1 protein-coding gene is annotated in these 298 nt (G+C 64.8%); it reads left to right on the top strand.

Annotated features, from left to right (window positions below; translation table 11 throughout):
• Positions 1–249: molybdenum cofactor biosynthesis protein MoaE (locus EN807_RS34455; RefSeq protein WP_189522707.1), on the top strand; the 249-nt coding region annotated here is incomplete at its 5' end.
• Between the last annotated feature and the right edge of the window lie 49 nt (positions 250–298).

Raw genomic sequence — 298 nt, 5'->3', positions numbered from 1 at the left:
CAGGGGCTGACCGTCATCCATCGTCACGGCAGGATCGCGCCCGGCGAGAACATTGTGCTGGTGGTGGCTGCCTCAGCCCACCGCCATGCGGCATTCGAGGCGGCGAATTTCCTCATGGATTACCTCAAGTCGCGCGCTCCCTTCTGGAAGAAGGAGCATCATGCCGACGGCTCCGAGGGCGGCTGGGTCGAGGCCAAGGAGGCCGACGACGAGGCGGCCAGCCGCTGGACGACCAAGCCGGCCGATTAAATCCGCCCCGTGGCCATGCATTGACCGCAATCCTGAAGGATTCTTCCCC

The organism is Mesorhizobium sp. M5C.F.Ca.ET.164.01.1.1 (genome assembly GCF_004792125.1).
In the GTDB taxonomy this organism is placed as follows: Bacteria; Pseudomonadota; Alphaproteobacteria; order Rhizobiales; family Rhizobiaceae; genus Mesorhizobium; species Mesorhizobium wenxiniae.
The sequence above is the reverse complement of the archived record's forward strand: the minus strand, read 5'-3'. Positions and strand labels throughout refer to the sequence as shown.